The sequence below is a fragment of the Treponema saccharophilum DSM 2985 genome, from assembly GCF_000255555.1.
In the GTDB taxonomy this organism is placed as follows: domain Bacteria; phylum Spirochaetota; class Spirochaetia; order Treponematales; family Treponemataceae; genus Treponema_D; species Treponema_D saccharophilum.
Map to the genome: position 1 here is coordinate 1 of NZ_AGRW01000030.1, position 17,578 is coordinate 17,578.

The 17,578-nt window shown below is 50.8% G+C and carries 14 protein-coding genes; 9 read left to right on the forward strand and 5 right to left on the reverse strand.

Going from position 1 to position 17,578, the window contains the following annotated elements:
* The 5 genes from TRESADRAFT_RS01610 to TRESADRAFT_RS01630 form a co-directional block, all read left to right on the forward strand.
* On the forward strand, positions 1 to 669 hold a 669-nt coding region (locus tag TRESADRAFT_RS01610; protein WP_040842088.1), incomplete at its 5' end, for a hypothetical protein.
* Positions 670 to 944: 275 nt separating this feature from the next.
* Positions 945 to 1,157: a helix-turn-helix domain-containing protein gene (locus TRESADRAFT_RS01615; RefSeq protein WP_002702244.1), complete on the forward strand. Its 213-nt coding sequence runs from the start codon at positions 945 to 947 to the stop codon at positions 1,155 to 1,157.
* The gene (locus TRESADRAFT_RS01620) at positions 1,158 to 2,441 is read left to right on the forward strand and encodes a HipA domain-containing protein (protein WP_002702246.1); all 1,284 of its coding nucleotides are present in this window, start codon (positions 1,158 to 1,160) and stop codon (positions 2,439 to 2,441) included.
* Complete coding sequence (locus TRESADRAFT_RS01625) at positions 2,438 to 3,418, forward strand: SH3 domain-containing protein (RefSeq protein WP_002702248.1); 981 nt, start codon at positions 2,438 to 2,440, stop codon at positions 3,416 to 3,418. Before TRESADRAFT_RS01620 ends, TRESADRAFT_RS01625 begins: the two co-directional genes overlap by 4 nt.
* A gap of 135 nt (positions 3,419 to 3,553) precedes the next feature.
* The gene (locus TRESADRAFT_RS01630; protein WP_002702249.1) at positions 3,554 to 4,252 is read left to right on the forward strand and encodes a SinI family restriction endonuclease; all 699 of its coding nucleotides are present in this window, start codon (positions 3,554 to 3,556) and stop codon (positions 4,250 to 4,252) included.
* 42 nt (positions 4,253 to 4,294) lie between these two features.
* Here the strand turns inward: TRESADRAFT_RS01630 and TRESADRAFT_RS01635 are convergent, their stop codons facing one another.
* On the reverse strand, positions 4,295 to 5,728 hold the full coding sequence (locus TRESADRAFT_RS01635; RefSeq protein WP_002702252.1) for a DNA cytosine methyltransferase: 1,434 nt from the start codon (positions 5,726 to 5,728) through the stop codon (positions 4,295 to 4,297).
* A 412-nt stretch (positions 5,729 to 6,140) separates the two neighbouring features.
* On the opposite strand from TRESADRAFT_RS01635, the gene TRESADRAFT_RS16670 reads away from it, so the two are divergent.
* Positions 6,141 to 6,263, forward strand: coding sequence for a hypothetical protein (locus tag TRESADRAFT_RS16670; RefSeq protein WP_281054619.1), 123 nt, complete (start codon positions 6,141 to 6,143; stop codon positions 6,261 to 6,263).
* Positions 6,264 to 6,401: 138 nt separating this feature from the next.
* Here the strand turns inward: TRESADRAFT_RS16670 and TRESADRAFT_RS01640 are convergent, their stop codons facing one another.
* The 3 genes from TRESADRAFT_RS01640 to TRESADRAFT_RS01650 all read right to left on the reverse strand — a co-directional run bounded on the left by TRESADRAFT_RS01640 (position 6,402) and on the right by TRESADRAFT_RS01650 (position 8,984).
* Positions 6,402 to 7,187 (reverse strand): MetQ/NlpA family ABC transporter substrate-binding protein, encoded by a 786-nt coding sequence (locus TRESADRAFT_RS01640; protein WP_002702253.1) that lies wholly within the window; start codon positions 7,185 to 7,187, stop codon positions 6,402 to 6,404.
* 102 nt (positions 7,188 to 7,289) lie between these two features.
* Entirely contained in the window at positions 7,290 to 7,943 is a 654-nt protein-coding gene (locus TRESADRAFT_RS01645; protein ID WP_002702255.1) for a methionine ABC transporter permease, read from the reverse strand.
* 3 nt (positions 7,944 to 7,946) lie between these two features.
* Positions 7,947 to 8,984 (reverse strand): methionine ABC transporter ATP-binding protein, encoded by a 1,038-nt coding sequence (locus tag TRESADRAFT_RS01650; protein WP_002702257.1) that lies wholly within the window; start codon positions 8,982 to 8,984, stop codon positions 7,947 to 7,949.
* Positions 8,985 to 9,279: 295 nt separating this feature from the next.
* Here TRESADRAFT_RS01650 and TRESADRAFT_RS01655 point away from each other — a divergent pair, with 295 nt between their 5' ends.
* Entirely contained in the window at positions 9,280 to 12,615 is a 3,336-nt protein-coding gene (locus TRESADRAFT_RS01655; RefSeq protein WP_002702259.1) for a hypothetical protein, read from the forward strand.
* 240 nt (positions 12,616 to 12,855) lie between these two features.
* On the opposite strand, the gene TRESADRAFT_RS01660 is transcribed toward TRESADRAFT_RS01655, so the two are convergent.
* The gene (locus TRESADRAFT_RS01660) at positions 12,856 to 14,151 is read right to left on the reverse strand and encodes an ABC transporter substrate-binding protein (protein WP_002702261.1); all 1,296 of its coding nucleotides are present in this window, start codon (positions 14,149 to 14,151) and stop codon (positions 12,856 to 12,858) included.
* 505 nt (positions 14,152 to 14,656) lie between these two features.
* On the opposite strand from TRESADRAFT_RS01660, the gene TRESADRAFT_RS01665 reads away from it, so the two are divergent.
* Both TRESADRAFT_RS01665 and TRESADRAFT_RS01670 read left to right on the forward strand, forming a co-directional pair.
* Complete coding sequence (locus TRESADRAFT_RS01665; protein ID WP_002702264.1) at positions 14,657 to 16,339, forward strand: hypothetical protein; 1,683 nt, start codon at positions 14,657 to 14,659, stop codon at positions 16,337 to 16,339.
* A gap of 99 nt (positions 16,340 to 16,438) precedes the next feature.
* A complete protein-coding gene (locus TRESADRAFT_RS01670) occupies positions 16,439 to 17,569 on the forward strand; it encodes a glycosyl hydrolase (RefSeq protein ID WP_002702266.1) in 1,131 nt (376 codons plus the stop codon).
* The last annotated feature ends 9 nt before the right edge of the window (positions 17,570 to 17,578 follow it).

Consider the following 17,578-nt stretch of genomic DNA (forward strand, 5'->3'; position numbering starts at 1 on the left):
CTTGATGGAAGTAAAGCGACAATGGCTTTAGGTTGGGATTACGGTTTTTATGGTAATTTGCGTCCTGTTGATTATAGTGAGGAGTATAAGAAATATAATCTCTATACCGATTATACAGTCTGCAATGAAACTGGAACTTTCAAAACACAGGCTCATGTCCGTATGTTTGAGAAGCAACTCAAAGCTGATGTCGAGAAAATCCTTGACGACATCGGAATGAAATATGACATATTGGAATTCCGTGGAATGGACAGGGATATAAACAAATGGTCAAAAGATTCAACTTATGAAGAATATAAGAAAACAAATGATTTTGAGACATGGATTTATATTAAGTTGCCGCCTCAAAAAAGTTTTGACCATGAATCTAACAGAAAATACTATGCACCGATAATTCTGCCTATGGTAAAAAAATTGTATTCAGCACTAGAGCCTGAATATAATGTGACTCTTCTTTTTTATTTGGACGAATTCCATTCTGAATATTATTCTAAATTTGAGAAGAAATTATATGTAGATGATATTAAGAATCCTGTGGCCGTATTCCTCTATTTGAGCAAGTTTAATAATTATCGTGACTGGACAGAAGAGGATTTTAGAAGAGAAGTACATATAACAAGTGAAGAACCGTTCATCACCGCCTGGAAAAAGGCCAACGGACTGGAGTAGCAGGAAATGAAATCGCTTGCCAAGCAAATCGGATTCACAATCATCGCAATACTGTCTCTTCTCGTTCTTTCCTCATGTTTCACAAGTTGCTTTGGTTGAAGTAGAATGGCTGGAATTGCTTGAATTGGATGACTAAATGATGCCAACAGCATGGAGTAGTCTCATTGACAACGCCGAACGGCTAAATTATAGTTAAAAAGTAAGAATAAAGCCGAACGGCTAAGTTTGTGTTTTTTTTAGCAAAAATAAGCCGTTCGGCTAAATCTGGGAGCCTTATGAAAATCAGCGATTCAAAAGAGCTGGGGAACGCAATTCGCGAGCGTCGAAAAGAATTGAAATACACTCAGCAGTACATTTCTGAAATCACGGGATTCAGCGTAAGTTTTTTGTCCGACCTTGAGAACGGAAAGCCCACCTGCGAAATCGGAAAAACGCTCAGCCTCATAAATCTTCTTGGGCTTGATTTGAATGTGGAGGCTCGGAGCTAGATGAAAAAGTTCTGCCTGAAAGTCCTGATTGAAATTAACGGGCGTTTTGTTCTTGCAGGACAGATTTCTGGCACGAGTTCCCGCGACGCAGTTTTTTCCTACGCGGACTCATTTCTTTCAGTCCCGAACGCAAGGGCAATTTCCTTGAGCTTTCCTCTTTCTCAAAAAGAATTCGATTCGGAATCGACAAAAATATTTTTTGACGGACTTTTGCCCGAAGGTTTTACCCGACAGTGCGTTGCGAACAACATTCATTCGGACTCGGACGATTATATTTCAATTTTGAGGGAACTTGGAAGCGAATGTCTTGGCGAAATTCAAATCGTCGATGAAGAAAATCCGCTTGAAGCAGGTGGCTACAATGAAGTTTCACTAGATGAAATCAAGGCACTCGCAAAAGAGGGCGCGGGAAAATCTGCCGAAATCGTGATAAAAAGCCACCTTTCATTGACAGGAGCTTCTGGAAAAGTCGGGCTTTACTATGACGAAAAAAACAAAAAGTGGTTCAAACCACAAGGGCTTTCGCCAAGCACTCACATCATAAAGCAGAGTCATGTCCGCTACAAAAACATCGTTTTGAACGAGCAACTTTGTCTTCTTGCGGCTCAAAAATTGGGAATCGAAGTTCCAGTAAGTTTTATCATTCAAGCCCAAAAAGAAAAAACAGACGACGAGAATGTTCTTTTTGCCACCAGTCGTTTTGACCGAGTTTTCGATTCTGATTCAAAAATCATTAGTGGCTTTAGACTTCCGTACCGATTGCATCAGGAAGATTTTGCACAGGCTCTGGGGATAAAGTCCGAGCGAAAATATGAAAAAGACGGCGAAGAATATTTGCAAAAAATGTTTGGGCTTATACGGAAGTTTTGCTCAAACCCGATAGAAGATTCCCTGCGCTTGTGGCGAAGAGCTGTTTTCAATTATTTGATTGGAAACACGGACAATCACATAAAAAACGCGTCTATTTTGTACAGCAAGGATTTAGCTTCTGTTCGGCTCGCACCCTGCTATGATGTGATTTGCACTCAGCTGTATGAGGGCTGCACAGACGAGATGTCTTTGAGCATAAACGGCAAACTGAACATAAATCAGATTTCGCGAAGCGATTTTGAGGCAGAGGCGAAAAACTGCGGTCTTGGCTCAAAAATCGCAATGAAGATTTATGACGAGCTTGAAGTCAGATTTGAAAAAGCCCTGAAAGACTCCGCGACTGAACTTACGGAACAGGGATTTTCAGACGCAAAGAATATGGCGGAGCAGATTATAAACTGGAGAAAACGATGAAGAAGTTTGAGAATTGCAGAAAAAGCATTCTGCCTGCTTTTGTATTGTTTTTTATACTGACAGCTGCTTTCGCGGACAAATCCCGGTTTTACCAAGACGGCAAGGTCATCGACACGATGTATGTTGATTCGGCGGAAGGTTTGCGCGTCCGGGATAATCCTTCGCTAAAGTCAAATCGTCTTTGCGGACTCCAGCACAGGCTGCCCATTAAAGTCGTGGCGATTGGAAAAGAAGAGACGATTGACGGCATAACGGCTCCGTGGGTTGAGATTCTGATTCCCCGCTACGAGTGGAAAAATGAAGAGCCTGAATATGGCTGGGTGTTCGGAGGGTATCTGAGCGAAACTCGACCAAAGTTCGTAAAGCCCATGACAAAAGAACAACTTGAGTTTTATTTTAAAACCCACTCAGTGTTTACCACTTCAGCATGGATAGAAAGACTGAATAATCATGTGTTTCTGGACTTGAAAGACGATACTGTACAATTTCGTATGAAACCTAATGATATGTGGGAAAACACAGTTAAACTCAATTCTCGAAATGAATTTGAGTCTTTGAATCAATATTCAGCAAATGACAATGTAAAATTTTTTATCACAAGCATTGATGACTACGGTTTTGAAACATATGCCCATGATTTATGCAATACGGATTGTCATTTAGAATGGAAATGCAAAGAAAGCGTTGACGGATTGGGAGTTATTAACGCAAATATCTTTTTTGACTCGCCAGGTTTGTATTTTACGAATTACTTTGCGGTGATGAATGAAATATATTTTAATGATTACTGGAGATGGAACGGAGTTCCCTGCAGATACAAAGAATCAGTCTGGAAAGATTTGACGGAAGATAATCTTGTCGAGGAACTTATAAAATCTGGCGTTTCCGCAAAAAACTCAAAATACGAGCAGCAGTACCACGACTACTGGAATCCAATCATGGCGGAGCACCAGAAAAAAGCCGGCGCGATGAAATAAAAATACATAACAAAGGTTCGTAGCCGACAGCGGGTCAAGCCCGCTGCGGTACAACCAGTTGTTATGTGGACGCCCACACTGGGGCGCTTGTATTAAGAAATATAAAAATATGCCGATTTATAACTGAGGTATAAAATGGATATTGAGAAAGTATGTAATGAAGTTCTTGATGAACTTAATCCTTGCTACGATATAGAACAGTCTTTGAGAAATGCTTTTATCACAGTTATAAAATATTTAAATCAATTCCCGGAAAATCTTTCAGTTCGTTCAAAAAATAATATTCCTGATGTAAAAACAAAAGAAGGAATAGAACAATTGGCTGTTTCGTATTTTAATGGGTTTCATTCTTCTACAGTTCCGAAACTGCCTCAGACTGTACCAGATGAAATGGTAAGTTTCATAATGGAAATTGTTTTTAATCATTCAAAACAGGAAACAGAAGAAATAAAAATAACACATTTGGAATCAATGGCTTCGGAAAATGCTGTTGGAGCTCTTTTGGAAAGATATTTGGATTCTGTTTTACGAGAAAAAGGTTGGGCTTGGTGTTGTGGAAATTTTGTAAAAGCTATCGACTTTATAAAATTTGACAATGGAGTTTGGTTTGAATTGCAAATAAAAAATAGAAGTAATACAGAAAATTCTTCAAGCAGTAAAATCAGAGAAGGTACTTCAATTCATAAATGGTATCGAACTGAAGCAAAAACTGGCGAAACAATGTGGAATAATGTTCCCGAACCTATGAAAGGAATGAATCTTTCAGAGGAAGGATTTAAAAAGTTCGTAGAACAATATTTGAAGAAAAATATAAATCTAGGAAAAGGAAATTAGGATAAAAAAGTCGTGAAAATCAAGTTTTCACGACTTTTTTCTTTATACAGCAGAAGCAAATAAATCTGGTTGTTCTGATTTTTTCAATCGTTTTTCCATAAGCTTTTTTATTGAAACATCATCCGTATATGTGTAACGCGAAAAAGGAAAATCGATAGGTGGCAAATCTAACGGTTGATTTGTAACAAGTTTTACAATCTGCTTGCCTATTGCACAACCTAAGCTAATTGGAACTGCATTACCAATTTGTTTGTAAACATCCTTCATTTCTCCAAAGAATTTCCAATCATCTGGAAATTCTTGTATTCGAGCATATTCTTGGATACTAAGAGGTCTGTCTTTTTCTGGATGGCATAAATCCGTAGCAGGCATTGTTGGGTCTGTTACAAGAGTTGGAGAAGGTTCATCCCAACCTACACGGCGGAAAAATCCAGTTTTTCCGCCACCGAGTTTGAGTTTTTCCCCCATAGCTTCATACTGAATTTCCTGTGGTAAATGTTTCCAATATTGTCCAGCTTTGAGCATTTTAAAATACTTCAAACGCTTTTCTGGAAATTTCATTGCTTTCTGTTCATCTTCTTTTAAGTCAGAAATAACTTCTCTTACTGTTCGCCATTTTGGTAAGCCAAAATTTCCAAATTCATCATTTGTTGGTGACAAATATGGAACTTTTTGACCATCCCGAGAACAGAAAAATACAACACGCTCTCGTTTTTGCGGAGCACCATAATTTGCAGCATTGTAAAGATTAAAGGTCACTGTATAACCGCCTTCTTCCAGTTTATGCAGAATATAAAGCAAAGCTCCGCCTTTTTTTTCTTCTGGTGTTTTAGGTGCAAAACCGAAACGTTTTTCCATTTCTTCACATTCGAAAGGAGCAGATAAAATTCCTCTTACATTTTCAATTACTGCAAATTTGGGACGGAGTTCCAGTATTCTGTCAATAAAAGTTAAAAATACATTTCCACGTTTATCTTGGAAACCTTTTCTTTGACCTGCGGTACTAAAAGCCTGGCATGGAGGTCCGCCTATAACCAAATCAATTTCTTGATTCTCTGAAATATTTGCAAATTTTCTAATGTCTTTTGCGCTGTAATTATTTATGTCGCCGATAAGTCCGATATTCGGACGGTTTAATAAAATAGTTTTTCTTGCATTCGGTTCAATTTCTGAAGCTAAAAGAGGATGAATTCCAGCTTTTTCTATTCCGTAATCCAAGCCCATTGCTCCAGAGAAAAAACTCAACGCGACAATATCTGGAAGTTCAGAAGTTTTGCAAATTTGATCTGGTATATCCTTACTCAATTTAAACATTGTTTCATTATCATTTAAAACTTCGGGATTTATAACCCATGTTTTTCCCACTTGTTCTGCTGGTATTTTTCCATCTCTGATAAGTTTCCTTGTATATTGTGGTGTACAATTTAATTTAATAGATAAATCCTCTACCGAGAGGTACTGCTTATTTGTTTCCATAAGGAAAATATAAATAATCCATTATAAAAAGTCAAGATGCTTAGTAAACTCACACATAACAAAGGTTCGTAGCCGACAGCGGGGCAAGCTGCTGCGGTACGACCCGTTGGCTTTGCGAATAACAAGAAGCGGTGAACAATAGTCCGCGTGCCTCGCTGCTTCTGGCGCATAAAACGTCGGCAGAGAAAAGTCCGCACGCATCGGAAATTTCATCCCGATGTCCTCTCCCTGTTAATCCGCACGGGCGCCCCGCGCTCATCCGCACAAACAGTTCCGTTTATACGGATGAGCGCACCGGTTTTATCCGCATAAAATCCCCGAAAAACCCCGATAAATACGCATAAAAAGGCGCAAATTCGGGACAAAATCGCGCACAAAGCCGGACAAAAAAAAGGAGACCCGCACGTCAAAAATGCAGGTCTCCCGGAACAATGCTTTCTGCCATTCATTCTACTATAAGCCGATTGACTTGGAAAGCGTCATGCGGAAGGAAATCAATCAAGGTTTCTTCTATTATCTTGAGCTGCCTGATTGATAGTTGTTGTATGTGCCCCGTCCAATGGTGCGCTATAAACTGCCTTCTGTCTCTATGCGAAGGATTTCAATCCTGATGATATGCCTGTTCGGAAAACAGAGTTTCGGAACAGGCATATTGACCGGAAAGGCGCGTTTTTTAGAATACCGCGACGACCTCGCCGTTGGGGTATTTCTGGGAGATGAATTCGCGGACTTTCTCGCTTTTCAATGCCTCGACGAGCGCCTGAATATCCGGACGGTTCTCGTTGCCCGCCTTGACGGCGATTACGTTGACGTAGGGCGATGACGAGCCTTCGACGAAAAGGCCGTCCTTCTTCGCGCTCAGTCCTGCGGGAATCGCGTAGTTGCCGTTGATGACGGCAGCATCGACGTCGTCGAGGACGCGCGGGAGGGTGGCGGCCCCAATCTCGCTGAACTTGAGCTTGAACGGGTTTTTCGCGATGTCAAGCGTCGTCGCCGTGATTCCGACGTTCTTCTTGAGAGTTATGAGGCCAGCCTCCTGAAGGAGGAGAAGGGCGCGCGCCTCGTTCGTCGGGTCGTTGGGGATTGCGATTTTCGCCTTCTTCTTCTTCGTGAGCTGGGAGATATCCGTCACCTTCTTTGAATAGAGCGCGAACGGCTCGACGTGGATTCCGCCCGCGTTGACGAGATGGTATCCCTTCTCCTTGTTGAACGACTCAAGGTACGGGATGTGCTGGAAGAAATTCGCGTCGAGGTCGCCCGATTCTACGGCGTCGTTCGGCGTGACGTAATCGGTGAATTCCATCACCTTGAGCGTTATCCCTTTCTCCGCAAGGTCATCCTTGACGAGGTTGAGTATTTCGGCGTGCGGTTCGGGCGTCGCTCCCACCTTGAGCACTGTCTGCGCGTTGAGCGTGAAAAAGCCGAGCGCTATTGCTGCTGCTGCTGCGATTTTTTTCATTTTGTCTTCTCCTTACCGTTTCCGGCGATTTTTATGAGTTGCTTTTATACGACTTACGGCAATTTATGTCAATATTTCCGAGTAATATTGTCAACAATATGCCTAGCGCTTCCTCATCATGCGGTTCGATATGCTCGTCCCCGCGAACTGGATGAGCGCGACCATGATGATTATCGCGACGACGGCGGCAATCATGACGTCGGTGCGGAAGCGCAGGTACCCGTACTGGATGGCAAGGTCGCCCAAACCGCCGCCGCCGAGCGTTCCCGCCATCGCGGAGCAGCCGACAAGGTTTATGACGGTGAGCGTCAGCCCCGACACGATGGACGGAAGCGCCTCCGGCACGAGAACCTTCCTTATTATCTGCCAGTTCGTCGAGCCCATGGCGCGGGCAGCCTGCACCATTCCCTCGGGAACCTCGTTGAGCGCCGATTCGGTGACGCGGGCGATGAAAGGTGCCGCCGCGAACGACAGCGGGATTATCGTCGGCGCGGTTCCGACGACGGTTTTGAGGACGAGCCTCGTGAACGGAAGCATCACAATCATTAGGATTACGAACGGGAACGAGCGGAAAACGTCTATGACGCGGCTCAGAACCATGTTCAGCATGGGATGCGGCGTTATTCCGCGCTCGGCAGTCGCGTTGAGCAGGATGCCGAGCGGGAACCCGATTATTACGGCGAATATCGTGGAGAAGAAAACCATCGCGAGCGTCTGCAGCGTCGATGTTCCCACGAGTATGAGAATCTGTTCCATTTTTCACTTACCTCCGAAACTGCCCGCGCCTTTTTTCTGCACGAGGACCCCGTTGTCGTTCAGCCACGCGATGACGGCATCAATCTCGCCGTCGCTTCCGGAGATGTCCGCCTCCATGTAGCCGACCTCGCCGTCTATGAGCCTGTTGATTCCTGCCGCGAGGATGTTGAACGAGACGCCGAATTTCCGCGTCGCCTCGCTCAGGACGGGAGATTCCGTCGATGAGCCGACGAACCGCAGCTCGTATGCGCCCGCCCGCGACGACCACTGGACGACGTCGCCGTGCGAATTCTGTACGCTCCGGATGAATTCCTTCGTCGTCTCCGTCCCCGGGTTCGCGAAAATGTCGCGCACGGAGCCGCATTCGACGACTTTTCCCCCGTCGATGACGGCGACCGACTCGCACGCGTCGCGGACCACCTCCATCTGGTGCGTTATCATGACGACGGTCAGGTTCATCTTGCGCTGGATTTCGCGGATGAGCGAGAGAATCGAGCGGGTCGTGTTCGGGTCGAGCGCGCTCGTCGCCTCGTCGCAGAAAAGGATTCCCGGATTCGTGGCGAGCGCCCGCGCGATGGCGACGCGCTGCTTCTGCCCGCCGCTCAGCGTGCTTATTGGCGCGTCAATCCTGTCGCCGAGCCCCACGAGGTCGAGAAGCTCCTCCGCGCGCCGCCTTCTTTCCTTTTCGGGCTTCCCGCAAATCTCAAGCGGGTACGCCACGTTCATCCACGCGTTCCGGGAGCTGAACAGGTTGAAGTTCTGGAAAATCATGCCGATTGTCCGCCTCATCAGGACAAGCTCGCGCTTCGTGAGGTTGTCCACGCGTTTCTTTCCATAATAGACGGCGCCGGAGTCGGGCTGCTCAAGAAGGCTCATCAGCCTGACGAGCGACGACTTTCCCGCGCCGCTCTTCCCGATTATGCCGAATATAGAATTCTCCGGGATGACGAGCGAGACGCCGGAAACAGCCTCGATTTTCCGCCCGCCGTCCTTCCCGCCGGAAAAATACGTTTTCCTTAAATTGTCAAGTTTGATTTGCATGGGATTGATAATGATGAGAATGCCACTGTTTTGCAAGCAGGTGAGAAAAAACGCTCATTATATGCGTATGATATGCAAGAATTCGACATGACGGAAATGTTTTTGATATTTTTTCCGTAATTTTGCGGTAATACTGAATCCCATCTGGAATTCCAAAACGGATTCTTGAATGTCTAGCATTCCCCAGGAAAGCGGGCGTATGCGGGGGCGGTTCGGAAACGATATTTACGTGTGTGCATGAAGTTTTTGTGGAGAGCCGCCGCACGCAACAACAATCTCAAAGGAGACAGCTACAATGAAGAAGAATGTGTCAGGAAGCATGGTCACGATGGACGGAGAGGAATTCTACAAGATAGAGAATTTCGATGCCATGAACGATTTTTTCATGACAATCGCCAGCTCAAGCGACGTATGGAATTTCTGCTGGGCGCAGGGCGGAATTTCTGCAGGAAGAAGGAACTGCGAGCTTCCGATTTTTCCCTACTGCACGAGCGACAAAATCAAGGACACGAAAGGATGCACCGGCCCCGTCTCGATAATAAAGATAAAGGGCGACGGAAAGCGGTCCATCGTCTGGCAGCCGTTCGGGAACCTCTTCAGCACGGGCGCGAAACGGTATGAGGACGGAATCGGAATCCAGCGCAACATCTACAAGAACATGAACGGCAGCAAGGTCTGGTTCGAGGAGGTGAACTTCGTCGCGGGGCTTTCATGCCGCTACGGATGGACATCGAGCGCGAAATACGGTCTCGTCCGCCTTTTCCGCATCGAGAACCTCACCGACAGGAAAGTCGATTTGTCAGTCCTCGACGGATGCCGCAACATTATGCCGTCTCCCTGCCCGTCGACGCTGCAGAACGAGCGGAGCGTCCTGCTCGACGCGTACCGGAAGGGCGAGGTCGACGCGGACGCGAACATCGCGCTCTTCACGCTCTCCTCGACGGTCACGGACATGGCCGAGCCGAGCGAGTCGCTCACGACGAACGTCAGCTGGTTCACGACGAACGACCCGGTCGTCGTCTCCGACCGCGCCGTGGAGCTTTTCATGGAGGACAAGACCGACCTCCTCCTCGCGCAGGAAGGCGAGCTGAACGGAAAGCGCGGCGAATGCTACATCATCCACCGGAGCACGCTTTCCGGGCGCAGCGCCGAATGCTGGGAGCAGGTTTTCGACGTCGGATACGACAGCGCGCGTCTGGCGGAGCTTGAGGCGGAAATCGGGGACCGGGGAAAGGCGTGGAAAATCCTTGAGGACGACATCCGCGAGACTGACGCGCGCCTCACCGCGAAGATTGCCGCGGCCGACGGAATCCAGCGCTCGGGGAACCCGATTGCCGACCTTCACCACCGGACGAACGTCATGTTCAACATCATGCGCGGGGGAATCTTCACCGACGGCGGAAGGATTCCCGTCGCGGATTTCATCGACTTCGCGGAGAAGCGGAACGTCTCGCTCGGATGGAAGATGCGCGGGGTGCTTGCGAACGCGGGGCTTGCCGCGACAGCGAAAATATCGCGAGACAAGCTCAAGTCGGTGATTCAGGCGGAGGAAAACCCGCAGATGACGCGGCTTTTCTTCGAGTACCTCCCGCTGACGTTCTCGCGCAGGCACGGCGACCCGAGCCGTCCGTGGAACAAGTTCGACATAGACGTGCGCTCTCTCGACGGCTCCGACAAGATAAACTACGAGGGGAACTGGCGCGACATTTTCCAGAACTGGGAGTCGCTTCTCTGGTCGTATCCCGAATACTCGGCGAACGTCGTCGCGGTCTTCGTCGACGCGATGACGGTGGACGGCTTCAACCCGTACAGGATAAGCCGCCGCGGAATCGACTGGGAAGTTCCCGAGCCGGGGAATCCCTGGGCGCAGTTCGGCTACTGGGGCGACCATCAGGTCGTATACCTCCAGCGCATAATCGAATTCCTGTGGAATTTCGACAGGGGCGAGCTTCTTTCCATGATGAGCGAGCGGATTTTCTCGACGGCGGACATCCCGTACAGGCTCAAGGGCTACAACGAGATTCTCTCCGACCCGAGGCACTCGCTCCGGTTCGACAACGCCATCGACAGCGCGGTGCGCGCGCGTGAGAAGGAATTCGGCACGGACGCGCGCTCAATCGTCGAGTGGGACGGCTCGCTGCAGCTGACGACGCTCTCGACCAAGCTCATCCAGCTCATCCTCGCGAAAGTCCTCAACCACATCCCCGGCGCGGGAATCTGGATGAACACGCAGCGCCCCGAGTGGAACGACGCGAACAACGCGCTTGCGGGATACGGGACGTCGGTCGTCACTATGTGCCACCTCGAGCGGATGCTCTCGTTCCTCGCGAAGCTGTTCGACACGGCGGGCGACGTCATGGTCGATTCGACTGTCGCCGGCTGTCTCAACGACGCCGCGGAGATATACCGCCAGTTCAGCCTCGACGAGAGCGCAGCGATGGACGACAAGAAGCGGAAGTCGTTCGCCGACGCGGCGGGGCTTCTCTTCGAGCGGGAGCGGAACGCGCTTTACGAGAGGGGGTTCGGGAACGGGCTCGACAAGATTTCGGGAAAGAAAATCGCGACGTACATGAGGCTTTTCCGCGACGGGATAAAGAGGTCGATTGCGGAGAACATGCGCGACGACGGGCTTTTCCATTCATACAACTCGATAGTCATATCCGACGACGGAATAAAAATCGAGCGGCTCAAGCTCATGCTCGAAGGCCAGGTCGCCGCACTCGGGTGCTCGCTCCTCACGAAGAACGAGAAGAAGACGATGTGCGCCGCCCTGCACAAAAGCGCGCTCTACGAGGAGAACCAGCGCTCGTACCTTCTCTATCCCAACGAGCGCCTGCCGAAATTCAAGGAGAAGAACAGGATTTCCAGGGACGAGATGAAAGGTCTTGAGCGGTTCGCGACAAGGCAGTGCGGCATGGTTCTCGTGGAGGACAGGAACGGGACGTTCCACTTCAACCACTTGTTCAGGAATGCCGCCTGCATGACGGAATATCTCGACCATCTTCCGCAGGAGGAGCAGCCGGGCGCGGACGAGCGGAAGGCGCTCCTTGAGCTGTACGAGAAGGTGTTCCACCACCGGACGTTCACGGGGCGGTCGGGCACGTTCTATGCGTACGAAGGTCTCGGAAGCATCTACTGGCACATGGTGTCGAAGCTCCTCATCGCGGTGCAGGAGAACATCTCGAACAGCAGGGATCCGCTCTTCTCGTTCTACAAGGACGTGAAGAACGGGCTAGGAAGCGCGAAGCAGCCGGCTGATTACGGCGCGTTCCCCTGCGACCCGTACTCGCACACGCCGTACAAGCGCGGAGCACAGCAGCCCGGAATGACGGGTCAGGTCAAGGAGGAAATCCTCGGCCGCTGGATGGAGCTCGGGCTCGGCATGCAGTGCGGAAAAGCGTCGTTCGCGCCGTCGTACCTTGAGAAGGGCGACTTCGACGAGTCCGGAAAAATCTGCTTCAGCTGGTGCGGCACTTCGATAGAATACGACAGGAACATGACGGACGCGATGAACGTCGTTTTCAGCGACGGAACGGAGCGCACGTTCCCGACGAGAGTCCTTCCCGAAGAAGAGAGCCGTCTCCTCTTCTCACGAAGCGGAAAAATCACGCTCATTCGCGTGCGCCCGTAGTTGCGCCCCGTGAATCTGTGCGCGTCCTAGGCGTTGTGCATTTTATCGGGCGTTCGGCGGCACGCGTGGCGTGCCTCCGTTGTGCGCCCCATGAGGTCAGTGCGCGTCCTAGGCGTTGTGCGTCGGAACGGGCGTTCGCCGGCACGCGGGACGCGTGCCGCCTGTTGTTGCGCCCCGTGAGGTCAGTGCGCGTCCTAGGCGTTGTGCGTCGGAACGGGCGTTCGGCGGCACGCGGGGGCGCTAGTTTATGCCGCGGTTTTTCCGCGCCGTCGCCCAGCGTTTGTTCCAGTCGTCCATAATCTGCTCGAACGTCTCGCTTGTCGTTCCCATTGCCGCGTCGATTATCCGCTTCTTTTCGGGGTCGCTCCAGAATCCAATCTCGGAATCCTTGTCGAGCACGTCGTAGAAGCTTTCCTCGCCGACGGGGGGCTTGTTCATCTCGAAGTAGGTGACGCCGGCTTTCTTGAACGCGTCAAGGACGGCAGGATACGCCCCTCCCTTGACTGCCGGAATCGACTCGTTGAATTCGATCCAGTCCGTATCGTGGACGATGAACTCTATCCAGGCGCGCGCCGTGGCCTTGTTCTTTGAATTCACGTTTATGCAAAGCGGCATGTCGAGCGTCGCCTCCGCGTATTTCCTGCCGTCTACTTCCGCGACCATGGGCATGTAGCCGATGTCGTCCGGGTTCGAGGCGAGTTCCTTTATCTGCGGAATTGCCCAGCTTCCGAGGACCATGCAGCCGATTTTTCCGTCGGCGAGTTCCTGCTTGCTCATTTCCCAGTCCGACGAAAGCAGGTCGCGCTCGCAAAGCCCGCGCCTTACGACTTCGTACATTATTTTGTAAAGCTCGAAATGAGGCGCGCCCGGCACGAACGGCGTATCCTCGTGGACCATTTTGTTCTTGTATTCGGGATCGCCGGTGAATGCCGTCGCGCCTCCCTCCCACTGCACGAGCGTCCAGCCCGCGGGGTAGTTCATGAAAATCGGAACGGCATCCGTTTTCCGCTTTATCGTCTCAAGCGCGCCGTAAAAATCATCCTGCGTCCTGGGAATCTGGACCCCGGCTTTTTCGAACACCTTCTTGTTGTAGACGATTCCTCCTCCGACGACGCCCATGACCGGATAGGCGTATGCCTTTCCCTGGTAGTCGATTGCGTTGGAGCCTTGCGTGAAGTTGAATTTCTCCTTGAATTCCTCGATTGTGCCGAGCGGCTCGAAGTATTTCGGATAATCGACCGTCTGGATGGACGGCCTGCACAGAACATCGCCGTATTCCTTCGTCGACATCCTCGTGCGGACCGTGCCCTCGTAGTCCGTTATCGCCTCGAATTCGACGTCCGTTCCCGGATATTTCTTTTCGAACGCGTCCTTGTATTCCTGAAGCTTCGTGTCTACGACGTCGGTCCTGTTCGTGAGCACGATTATTTTCCCGCCGATTCCGGATGCATTTGCCGGGCCTTTTTTTTCGCATGAGGCGAGAACGAAGGCGAGCAGCGCAGCTTCTGCAAGCCTTTTCAAAGTCAAAGAAAACATAGAATCCTCCTTTTTTTGTGTTCCTGTTTGTTTTCCTGCCGGATTCGGCTTTGTCGGTTGGCGAATCCGGAAAAAGAAAAAGAAAATCGGTTTCGTAATTTTTATTATATGCGCTCTTTCCGCCTTGTCAAGATTTTTTATTTGCGGTTCAAAAATGAAAAACAGCGCGAAAATTACCTTATTTTGGCGCGAAAAATATCAAAAAATCTGCGAAAAAATCAAAATTTGTAAATTTTTCATTTGACAAATGAGAAAAGTGGCCGGATACTGAGCGCACAAGAGAGAAAACGGTTTCGTAAAAACTAAAAAATCGCTCTGCCTGAAAAAAACGGCTGGCTTGGATTTTGTCATGCGCCCGCCGGAAATCCGGGCCGGGCAAAAAAATAAGGAGGAGCAATATGGACATGATGGTGTTGTGGCACGGGCGCCGGGAACGTTCGGCTGCCGCCGAATCGGATCGATGAAAAAAAATGTTGGACAGGCACATGATTTCAAGGAGAGAAAAATGAAAAAGTTTATGGCGGGAACGCTCGCTTGCGGCATCGCATCCGCGCTTCCTCTTGCTGCCGGCAACGAGGATATCAGGACGAACGCATGGTTCGATTTGAAGACGCACACGACAATCGGCTACAATCTTGAGGAGAAAATCTTCGGAATGGAGTCGTCTGTTGACCAGGCGCAGGTTTGGTGGGAATTCCTTCCGTCTGCCACGCGCGGCATGGGGGAGGGCGACGGCGACTCGCTTTCGGCTTCGGTGAGAATCGAGGGGCTGCGGTACGCGTTCAAATTCTACAACGAGAAGAAAACGTACGAGGACGGCAACACGCAGGGGGACTACAACGCCGGCGGCGATTTCGGGAAGACGACAGGGTGGCGCGAGCGGCCGGGAACGGCGGACGACAAGGATTCGAACTATTTCGTCTACGACAGAATCGTTTCCGAGGTCAAATGGCGCAATATGTTCCTCAATTTCTACAAGTACGACTACGAGAACGGCTGCCCGATAGGGTTCGACAACGCGAGCCTGAAATCGATTTTCGATGACTTCACGAATTTCCGCATATTCGACAGCGTGAAGGACGACAACATCGGAATCCTCTATTACAACGGAATCCGCGACTCGAACAACTATCTCGGGCGCGGGAATTACGGGATTACGGGCGTCGTTTCCGCGGGGGTGCGGTTCGACAAATGGAACGCGGCATTCTCTGCGGGAACGCCGGGCTCGTGGATTTCCGCGAACGACGAGACGCCGAAGAACATCAAGCAGGGCAAGGCGTACCAAAAGCCAAACGCGGAGAACAAGGCTGTTTTCCAGCTCGGCGGGGAATTCATGCCGTCGGATGATATTCTCGTAAAGGCGGACGCGCTCGCGACGGTGAATTTCAGGAAGAAGGCTGACGACCAGGCTGCCGCGTCGGCTGTCTACGGCGACAGCGCGGACGGCGTTCCCTATGATATATACACCGGCGGCATTTCCGTGGAGTACGACCGCGCGCTTGCCGCAGGGACGCTCTGCCCTTACGCGGGATTCGACTTCCGCTATCTTTGCGCGGACGACGACGCGTTCAACGGCGGAAAGGACAGGACGGACGTGCAGTTTGAGGGAGGGCTCGGCATCGCGTATTACTGGCGCGGGAAGAATTTCAAGTACAACAACGCGACCCTTGACAGCTGGGGAAGGCAGTTTCCCGTCGGCGTTTCCCTCGGCGTCAATTCCGACCAGAACGGAATCGCGAACCTCGTGTTCTCGGTGTACGAGAAGCCCGATGCGGGCGCGCTCATCCCGAACCTCGGCGGATTCCTCGAATTCGAGATGGTGAACATGTTCCGCACGGGCGACCGCGACGAGAAAGGCGCTGCGGCGGAGGGCAAGGACTGGAAGAAGGACAGCGCGTTCTTTTTGGCGGGACAGCTTGAGTACCAGCTCGGCGTTCCGGCTGGGGGGAACAAGACGGTCGGCGTGAAGCCGTATCTGTTCGGGCGTCTCATCCAGCAGCGCGATTCTGACGGATACCTGACCCGTGAATACGATTTGGACACCCGCATCGGCGCAATCGTGAATCCCTGCGCCATGTTCAGCATAGATGTGCGCTATGAGCGCGCGGACGTGATATGGGATTTGGAGGGGAAGGACAATCTGCGCGACAAAGGCTGCCTGACCTGCCGGTTCGACGTGCGGCTGTAGGGAAAACTCCGTTTTCCTTTTTTTCGGGGAAGGAATTTTGGCAGGCCTTTTCCTTCCCCGTTTTTGATTTTTTTGAGAATCGTTTTTTTTGGGGGGACTATGAGACGGACATTCATCGCCGTTTTTTGCGCGGCTGCGGCTGCGCTCATGCTTCTGCAGTCATGCCAGACGTCAGGCGCGGGAAGCGGGATTTCAGGACAGGAGGGAGGAACATACATGCCGGAAAAAGAATCGCCGGTCGAAATACCGGAGGGAAAATCTGCCGGAGCGCGCGCGCTCATGCGGTACATTGCGGATTGCCGCGCGAGCGGGGCGGTGCTTTCAGGGCAGCAGGATTTGACGTGGGACGACAGCTACGGGCAGCTTCAGAAAGTGTTCGGCGACACGGGAAAATATCCTGCAATCGCAGGATTCGATTTCATGAACTACACGCAGGTTTCGGGCGGCTCGGGGCAGCATCAGACCGAGGAGGCGCTGGAATTCCTCAAAAAAGGCGGAATCGCCGCGTTCTGCTGGCATTGGCGCGACCCGAGCGGGAAGACAATCGAATTCAACTCGGAGAAGACGGCGTTCAGGATTCCCTACAAGGCTGATTCGGAAAGCGGTCTCGACGAATCGAGCGAGGATTTCGCGATGATAGCATCCGACCTTGAGCGGATTGCGGCCGAGCTTCAGAGAATACGGGACGCAGGGTATCCCGTCCTGTGGCGGCCGCTCCACGAGGCGTACGGAAACAAGGATGACTGGGGCGGCGCGTGGTTCTGGTGGGGCGCCGGATGCGGAAGCGCTGACGGGAAAGGCAGAAACAGGCGGGAAGCGTATCTTGCCCTCTACAAGTACATGCACAGGTTCCTCACGAAGGAGAAGGGGCTGGACAACCTCATCTGGGTCTGGAACGCGCAGAATGCGGACTGGTATCCGGGCGACGAATTTGTCGATGTCGTCGCGTATGACAACTACAAGCTCGGCGAGCTCGGAACGCAGTACGAGATGCTCAGGAGCGTGAGCGGCGGGAAGAAAATCATCGCGCTCGGCGAGAACGGGACGATTCCGGACGTTTCCTCGATGAGCGGGAAATGGGCGTACTTCACCACCTGGAACGACCATTCATCCGACGAAAGCCAGTGCTTCTGGAGCTGCGAGAACCACAACACGCTTTCCCACCGCAAGGAGGTTTACGGAAGCGGGAACGTCATAACGCTCGACGAGCTTCCCGAATTGTGGAAATAGCATCGGGGG

Bases quoted from the DNA above. Each gene is read 5' to 3' on its own strand.
- TRESADRAFT_RS01615 (WP_002702244.1), top strand. From the start codon at position 945: ATGAAAATCAGCGATTCAAAAGAGCTGGGGAACGCAATTCGCGAGCGT.
- TRESADRAFT_RS01620 (WP_002702246.1), top strand. From the start codon at position 1,158: ATGAAAAAGTTCTGCCTGAAAGTCCTGATTGAAATTAACGGGCGTTTT.
- TRESADRAFT_RS01625 (WP_002702248.1), top strand. From the start codon at position 2,438: ATGAAGAAGTTTGAGAATTGCAGAAAAAGCATTCTGCCTGCTTTTGTA.
- TRESADRAFT_RS01630 (WP_002702249.1), top strand. From the start codon at position 3,554: ATGGATATTGAGAAAGTATGTAATGAAGTTCTTGATGAACTTAATCCT.
- TRESADRAFT_RS01635 (WP_002702252.1), bottom strand. From the start codon at position 5,728: ATGGAAACAAATAAGCAGTACCTCTCGGTAGAGGATTTATCTATTAAA.
- TRESADRAFT_RS16670 (WP_281054619.1), top strand. From the start codon at position 6,141: ATGCAGGTCTCCCGGAACAATGCTTTCTGCCATTCATTCTACTATAAG.
- TRESADRAFT_RS01640 (WP_002702253.1), bottom strand. From the start codon at position 7,187: ATGAAAAAAATCGCAGCAGCAGCAGCAATAGCGCTCGGCTTTTTCACG.
- TRESADRAFT_RS01645 (WP_002702255.1), bottom strand. From the start codon at position 7,943: ATGGAACAGATTCTCATACTCGTGGGAACATCGACGCTGCAGACGCTC.
- TRESADRAFT_RS01650 (WP_002702257.1), bottom strand. From the start codon at position 8,984: ATGCAAATCAAACTTGACAATTTAAGGAAAACGTATTTTTCCGGCGGG.
- TRESADRAFT_RS01655 (WP_002702259.1), top strand. From the start codon at position 9,280: ATGAAGAAGAATGTGTCAGGAAGCATGGTCACGATGGACGGAGAGGAA.
- TRESADRAFT_RS01660 (WP_002702261.1), bottom strand. From the start codon at position 14,151: ATGTTTTCTTTGACTTTGAAAAGGCTTGCAGAAGCTGCGCTGCTCGCC.
- TRESADRAFT_RS01665 (WP_002702264.1), top strand. From the start codon at position 14,657: ATGAAAAAGTTTATGGCGGGAACGCTCGCTTGCGGCATCGCATCCGCG.
- TRESADRAFT_RS01670 (WP_002702266.1), top strand. From the start codon at position 16,439: ATGAGACGGACATTCATCGCCGTTTTTTGCGCGGCTGCGGCTGCGCTC.